At 70.1% G+C, this 7000-nt stretch carries 5 protein-coding genes; 2 read left to right on the top strand and 3 right to left on the bottom strand.

What is annotated here, in order from left to right; genetic code table 11:
- Positions 1–148 precede the first annotated feature (148 nt).
- Positions 149–571, bottom strand: coding sequence for a hypothetical protein (locus ACIPKM_RS11555; RefSeq protein WP_402736764.1), 423 nt, complete (start codon positions 569–571; stop codon positions 149–151).
- A gap of 260 nt (positions 572–831) precedes the next feature.
- On the opposite strand from ACIPKM_RS11555, the gene ACIPKM_RS11550 reads away from it, so the two are divergent.
- Entirely contained in the window at positions 832–1080 is a 249-nt protein-coding gene (locus tag ACIPKM_RS11550) for a WhiB family transcriptional regulator (protein ID WP_022904217.1), read from the top strand.
- 923 nt (positions 1081–2003) lie between these two features.
- Here ACIPKM_RS11550 and ACIPKM_RS11545 read toward each other — a convergent pair.
- Positions 2004–3512 (bottom strand): sensor histidine kinase, encoded by a 1509-nt coding sequence (locus ACIPKM_RS11545; RefSeq protein ID WP_071294919.1) that lies wholly within the window; start codon positions 3510–3512, stop codon positions 2004–2006.
- A gap of 117 nt (positions 3513–3629) precedes the next feature.
- Between ACIPKM_RS11545 and ACIPKM_RS11540 the strand changes: the two genes are divergently transcribed.
- Positions 3630–4043, top strand: a complete 414-nt coding sequence (locus ACIPKM_RS11540) for an Rv3235 family protein (RefSeq protein WP_083403212.1) — start codon at positions 3630–3632, stop codon at positions 4041–4043.
- A gap of 78 nt (positions 4044–4121) precedes the next feature.
- Here the strand turns inward: ACIPKM_RS11540 and secA are convergent, their stop codons facing one another.
- Positions 4122–6902, bottom strand: coding sequence for a preprotein translocase subunit SecA (secA, locus tag ACIPKM_RS11535; protein WP_402736763.1), 2781 nt, complete (start codon positions 6900–6902; stop codon positions 4122–4124).
- Between the last annotated feature and the right edge of the window lie 98 nt (positions 6903–7000).

Below are 7000 nucleotides of genomic sequence, written 5' to 3'. Positions count from 1 at the left end.
GGGCCCCTCCCGCTCAACACCGTCCCGCCGAGGGGCCACGTGGCGCGCCTGCGCACGAGGCGCGGCGGGGTGGGAGCCCGGGCTTGGCCTGGGGGGGGGGGGGGGGGGCCCGGGGCCCCCGCGCCTCCAGTCCGTGGATCGGGACCGTCTACTCGACCGGTCGGGCGAGCGCGTCCGTCACCGGCCGCGACAGCACCAGCGTGATGCCCAGCAGCGCGGGGATGAGCAGGAACCAGCCGACGGCGGGCACGCGGAAGACGCCCTGGAACGCCCCGATCGCGAGCGCCCCCTGCAGCACCTGCCAGACGATGATCCCGGACCGCACCCACGGACGACGGTTGCGGAGGCCGATGAACAGGGAGCCGAGCCAGAGCGCCGCGATGGCCGCGAGGACCGTCAGCGCGATCCCGGACGCGATGCTCGTGGCCGGCGCGACGATGAGTTCGACGATGAGGACGATCGTCACGACGACGAGGGCGGCGAACTCGAGTCCGACGACGACGAGGAGCGCCAGGAGGGCAGGCGACCGCCGCTCGATGTGGTCGGGCTCGGTCGGGGTGGTGTCGGGCACAGCATTCCTCCAGCGTCGGAACCCTTGATTTGGCCCTACCAGTATGGAACGATATTCGAGGTCGTTTGGACGGCACGATGTGGTGTGCGTCTCCCGTGGTTCGACGCTCCTCCCCCGAGCGTTCTGCGGGCGTCAGACTCGCTTCCAGCGGACTCCTCCCCCACGGGTGTCCCCTCGTGCCTCGCGCATGCTCAGCGTTCCGATCCCCGAACCACGGCCCCGGCCTGCCGTTCGAGCATCGATTTCAAGGAGCACCACACATGGACTGGCGTGACCAGGCAGCCTGCCTCACCGCGGACCCCGAGCTCTTCTTCCCCGTCGGGAACACCGGACCGGCCGTCGATCAGATCGAGAAGGCCAAGTCGGTCTGCGCTCGCTGCACGGTCACCGAGATGTGCCTGCAGTACGCCCTCGAGAACAACCAGGACTCCGGTGTCTGGGGTGGCCTGAGCGAGGACGAGCGCCGCGCGCTGAAGCGTCGCGCCGCCCGCGCTCGCCGCGCTTCCTGACCCGGCGCCTGCTGCGCGCCTGACGCCCGCCGCCCCCTTCGGGGCCGGCGGGCGTCGTCGTGCGCGGGGCGCGGCTGCGCCGCGCGCGCGGCGGCTGCGCCGCGCCGCGCCGCGGTAGCGCACGCCTGCGCACAACGGAAAGCACGCGGCGCCGCGCGATCGCGCGGTTCGGACGCACTTCCGTTGTGCGGCCGCCCTCTGCGCATGCCGCCGCGGCGAACCACGGAACCGACGTCGAACCAGGGCCCGACGGCGGTTCGACGTCGGGAACGTGGTTCGACGCGGGCCTGGCGGGCGCACGCCGCGCCTCCAGGCGGTTGCGCGTGCCTCCGCACAACGGAAAGCACGCGACGCCGCGCCTCCAGGCAGTTGCGCGTGCCTCCGCACAACGGAAAGCACGCGACGCCGCGCCTCCAGGCAGTTGCGTGTGCCTGCGCACAACGGAAAGCACGCGACGCCGCGGCATCGCGCGGTTCGGACGCACTTTCGTTGTGCGGCCGCCCGCTGCGGCTGCGGTTGCGGCGGGCGCGCCGGCGCGCGCGCCGCGCGGCGAACCACGGAATCGACGTCGAACCAGGGCCGGACGGTGGTTCGACGTCGGGAACGTGGTTCGATGCGGCCCTGGCGGGCGCACGCCGCGCCTCCAGGCGGTTGCGTGTGCCTGCGCACAACGGAAAGCAGGCGACACCGCGGCATCGCGCGGTTCGGACGCACTTCCGTTGCGCGGCTGCATGCTACGGCTGCCGCCGCGGCATGCGCGCCGGCGCGCGCCGCGCGACGAACCACGAGACCGACGTCGAACCAGGGCCGGACGGTGGTTCGACGTCGGGAACGTGGTTCGATGCGGCCCTGGCTGGCGCGCGGCGCCTTCAGGCGGTTGCGCGGGACGCCGCGGCGGGCGCGCGGCGCGGGCGCGGAGCGCGCTACGCGGCGCCCGGGTTCGCCGTCAGCCAGCGGAACGGGATCGTGATGGTCACCTCGGTGCCGCTGCCGGTCAGGGTGTGCCAGTCGATGGTGCCGCCGAGCTCGCCCTGGATCAGCGTCCGGACGATCTGTGTCCCGAGGCCCGACCCGACCTTGCCCTCGGGCAGGCCCCGCCCGTTGTCGCGGACCTGGATGTCGAGGTGGTCGTCGAAGCGCTCCGCCACGATCTCGACCTCGCCGTCGCGGCCGTCCAGCCCGTGCTCGACGGCGTTCGTGACGAGCTCGGTGAGCCCGAGCGCGAGCGGGGTCGCGGCCTCGGAGGGCAACACCCCGAACTCCCCGGTCTTCTTCGGGCGGACGGTCGTGTTGTGCGACGCCGCGACCTCGGTCACGAGCTTCAGCACGGAGTCGAAGACCTCGTCGAAGTCGACGTTCTGGCTGAGGCCGGTCGACAGGGTGTCGTGCACGACGGCGATCGCGGCCACGCGGCGCATCGCGTTCTGCAGCGACGTCCGGGCCTCGTCCGAGTGAGTGCGGCGCGCCTGGATGCGCAGGAGCGACGCCACGGTCTGCAGGTTGTTCTTCACGCGGTGGTGGATCTCGCGGATCGTCGCGTCCTTGGTGATGAGCTCGCGCTCCTGGTGCCGCAGCTCGGTGACGTCGCGGCAGAGGACGATCGCACCGATCCGCTCGCCGTGGTCGCGGAGCGGGATCGACCGCAGCGAGACCGTGACGCCCTTCGACTCGACGTCGGCACGCCACGGGGCACGGCCGGTGACGACCAGGGGCAGCGACTCGTCGACGTCGAGCTGCGCACCGATGAGCTCGGTCGTGACCTCGGCGAGGGACTTCCGCTCGAGCTCGCCCTCGAAGCCCATCCGGTTGAAGGCGCTGAGGCCGTTCGGGCTGGCGAACGTGACGATCCCGTTCGTGTCGAGGCGGAGCAGGCCGTCGCTGGCGCGCGGTGCACCGCGTCGGGGTCCGGCCGGCGCACCGATGTCGGGGAAGTCACCCGTGGCGATCATGCCGAACAGGTCGTTCGCGCTCGCGGTGAAGTTGAGCTCCTGGCGGCTCGGGGTGCGCATCTCGTCCTGGTTCGAGTGCCGCGTCACGACCGCGATCGGGCGCTCGGTCGTCTCGGCGCTGTTCGCGCTCAGCCGCCGGAGCACCGGGATCGCCCGGACGCGCGTCGGGGTGTCCTCGTACCAGTCCGGCTCGGCGGAGTCGACGACCTTCGCGCCGACGAAGCTCTCGGTGACCTGTTCGCGCCACTCCTCGCGGATCTCCTGCCCGACGATGTCGCGGTAGAAGAGCGTCGCCGCGGAACTCGGGCGAGCGTGCGCCACCGCCACGAACGAGCCGTCCTCGGCGGTCGGGACCCAGAGGACCATGTCCGCGAAGGACAGGTCGGCGAGCAGCTGCCAGTCCCCGACGAGCAGGTGGAGCCACTCCACGTCGGCTTCGGAGGAACGGCCTTGTGCGAGGACGAGGTCACTGAGGGTCGACACCCGCCCAGTCTAGGTGCGCACCACTGTGGACAACTCCGCTCTCTCCACAGGCTCGGAGGCAGTCATATTTCTCATGTTGTACTCGCTCTACGCTCGGCCCCGACGAAAGGGGCAGGGGTGGCCGAGGAAGCACGCCGGATCGATGACGCAGAGCCGATGGGGGACGTCCCGCGACTCAGCGCGGTACCGCCACCGACCGACGTCGAGGACACCGCTCGCGCGCTCGGCCTCTGCGTCGCCGAGATCCTGACGGGGTCACGCGAGGTCGACAGCATCGCCCGGTGGATCACGGACGAGGTGCACCGGCACCTGCAGCAGCGGGCGGCGGTGGCGGCGCGGGCCCGGCAGCTCGGCAGCCGGTCGCGCGGACGGGCGCTGCTCCGGGTCGGAAGCGTGATCGTGTGCCGCCCGGCCGACGGGGTCGCCGAGGCGACGGTCGTCGTGCACACGCGCAGTCACGCCCGTGCGGTCGCGATGCGCCTGGAAGAACGGCAGGGTCGCTGGCGCGCGACGGCCGTCGGGGTCTTGTGACGCCCGTGACGTGACCGGAAGACGGACAGGAGGAGCGGTGCCAGCCGGCACCGCGCCTCCTGTCTGGACGTGGTCGCGTCAGCCCTTCTTGGCGGCCTGACGACGCTCGGCACGGTTGCCCGCGGCAGCCTGGCCGGACGCGGTCGCGGCGTTGCCGAACGCGGAGCCCTGCTCCGGCCCGGCGGCCGCCTCGGCCTCGGCCTGCGCCTTCTGCGCTCGCGCGGTCGCGGCCTGCTCGAGGCGACCGCGCTCGTCGCGGACCTCGACCTCGCCATCGATCGACGGAGCGGAGTACTCGAGACCGGAGACCTCGTCCTCACCGAGGCCCTTGGCCTCGATCACGGCGTTCTCGCCGTCGGACTGGACCTGCACCTCGAGGTTGAAGAGGTAGCCGACCGACTCTTCGCGGATCTGGCCCATCATGCTCTGGAAGAGCGCGTAGCCCTCGCGCTGGTACTCGACCAGCGGGTCGCGCTGTGCCATCGCACGGAGGCCGATGCCGTCCTTGAGGTAGTCCATCTCGTAGAGGTGGTCGCGCCAGCGGCGGTCGATCACCGAGAGGACGACGCGGCGCTCGAGCTCACGCATGGCCTCGTCGCCGAGGAGTTCCTCGCGCTGCTGGTAGGCGAGCTTGGCGTCGGAGAGGATCTCGCGGCCGAGGAACTCGCGCGAGGCCTTGCCCTTCGAGCCCGCCTCGGTGATGACCTCGTCGATGGAGATCGAGATCGGGTACAGGGTCCCGAGCTCGGTCCACATGGCGTCGAGGTCCCAGTCGTCCGCGTTGCCCTCGGCGGTGTGGGAGTCGATCACGTCGTCGACGACGCTCTTGAGGAACGACTGCGCACGGTCGTGGATGTCGTCGCCCTCGAGGATGTGGCGGCGGTCGCTGTAGATCGCTTCGCGCTGGCGGTTGAGGACGTCGTCGTACTTCAGGACGTTCTTGCGGACCTCGGCGTTGCGGCCCTCGACCTGCGCCTGGGCCGACCGGATCGCACGGCCGACGAGCTTGTTCTCGATCGCGAGGTCGTCCGGGACGTTCGAGCGGCCCATCAGGCTCTCGGCGGCACCGGAGTTGAACAGGCGCATGAGGTCGTCGGTGAGCGACAGGTAGAAGCGGCTCTCGCCGGGGTCACCCTGACGGCCGGAACGACCGCGCAGCTGGTTGTCGATGCGACGGGACTCGTGGCGCTCGGTGCCGAGGACGTAGAGACCGCCGACCTCGCGCACCTTGTCGGCCTCGTCCTTGATCTCAGCCTTGACGCGGTCGAACACGTCGTCCCACGCGGCCTCGTACTCTTCCGGCGTCTCCGTCGGGGACAAGCCCTTGGCGTGCATCTCCTGCACGGCGAGGAACTCCGAGTTGCCGCCGAGCATGATGTCGGTACCGCGACCGGCCATGTTCGTCGCGACCGTCACGGCGCCGAGTCGACCGGCCTGGGCGACGATCGCGGCCTCACGCGCGTGGTTCTTCGCGTTGAGGACCTCGTGCTTGACGCCCTTCTTCGCGAGGAGCTTCGACAGGTACTCGGACTTCTCGACGCTCGTGGTGCCGACGAGGACCGGCTGGCCCTTCTCGTGGCGCTCGGCGATGTCCTCGGCGACCTGCTCGAACTTCGCCTTCTCGTTCTTGTAGACGAGGTCGGTCTGGTCGATGCGCTGCATCGGCTTGTTCGTCGGGATCGGGACCACGCCGAGCTTGTACGTCGACATGAACTCGGCGGCCTCGGTCTCGGCCGTACCCGTCATGCCGGACAGCTTCTGGTAGAGGCGGAAGTAGTTCTGCAGCGTGACCGTGGCGAGGGTCTGGTTCTCGGCCTTGACCTCGACCTTCTCCTTCGCCTCGATCGCCTGGTGGATGCCCTCGTTGTAGCGGCGGCCCATCAGGATGCGGCCGGTGTGCTCGTCGACGATGAGCACCTCGCCGTTCATCACGACGTAGTCCTTGTCCCGCTTGAAGAGGGCGACGGCCTTGATCGAGTTGTTCAGGAACGAGATGAGCGGGGTGTTCGCCGACTCGTACAGGTTGTCGATGCCGAGGTAGTCCTCGACCTTCTCGATGCCGGGCTCGAGCACGCCGACGGTGCGCTTCTTCTCGTCGACCTCGTAGTCCTCGCCCGGGGTGAGGCGGGTCGCGATCGACGCGAACTCGGTGAACCAGCGGTTGGCCTCGCCCGAGGACGGACCGGAGATGATGAGCGGCGTGCGGGCCTCGTCGATGAGGATCGAGTCGACCTCGTCCACGATCGCGAAGAAGTGGCCGCGCTGCACCATGTCGGATGCCTGCCACGCCATGTTGTCGCGGAGGTAGTCGAAGCCGAACTCGTTGTTCGTGCCGTAGGTGATGTCGGCGGCGTACTGCTCGCGACGCTCGGCCGGGGACTGGTTCGCGATGATGCAGCCGGTCGTCATGCCGAGCGCACGGAACACGCGGCCCATGAGCTCGGACTGGTACGACGCGAGGAAGTCGTTGACGGTGATGACGTGCACGCCGCGCGACGGGATGGCGTTGAGGTACGCGGCCGTCGTGGCGACGAGGGTCTTGCCTTCACCGGTCTTCATCTCGGCGATGTTGCCGAGGTGCAGCGCGGCACCGCCCATGAGCTGCACGTCGAAGTGCCGCATGCCGAGGGTGCGCTTCGCTGCTTCCCGCACGGCGGCGAACGCCTCGGGCAGCAGGTCGTCGAGGGTCTCGCCGTTCGCGTAGCGCTCGCGGAGCTCCTTGGTCTCGTCCTGGAGTTCCTCGTCGGTGAGGCTCGCGAAGTCGTCCTCGAGGTCGTTGATGGCCGAGGCGTACGCCTTCAGCCGTCGGAGGGTGCGTCCTTCGCCGATGCGGAGGACCTTCTCCAGCACGTTTGCCACGTGAGCTCCTTACGAGATCGTCACGCGCGACCTGCGCGATGCGAACAGCCAGTCATGCTAGCAACCCGTCGACTCCGGCCGCTGTGAACAGCGCGGGT

This window comes from Curtobacterium sp. NPDC086286 (genome assembly GCF_044746255.1).
GTDB lineage: Bacteria > Actinomycetota > Actinomycetes > Actinomycetales > Microbacteriaceae > Curtobacterium.
This window is presented reverse-complemented; position numbering and strand designations above follow the sequence as displayed.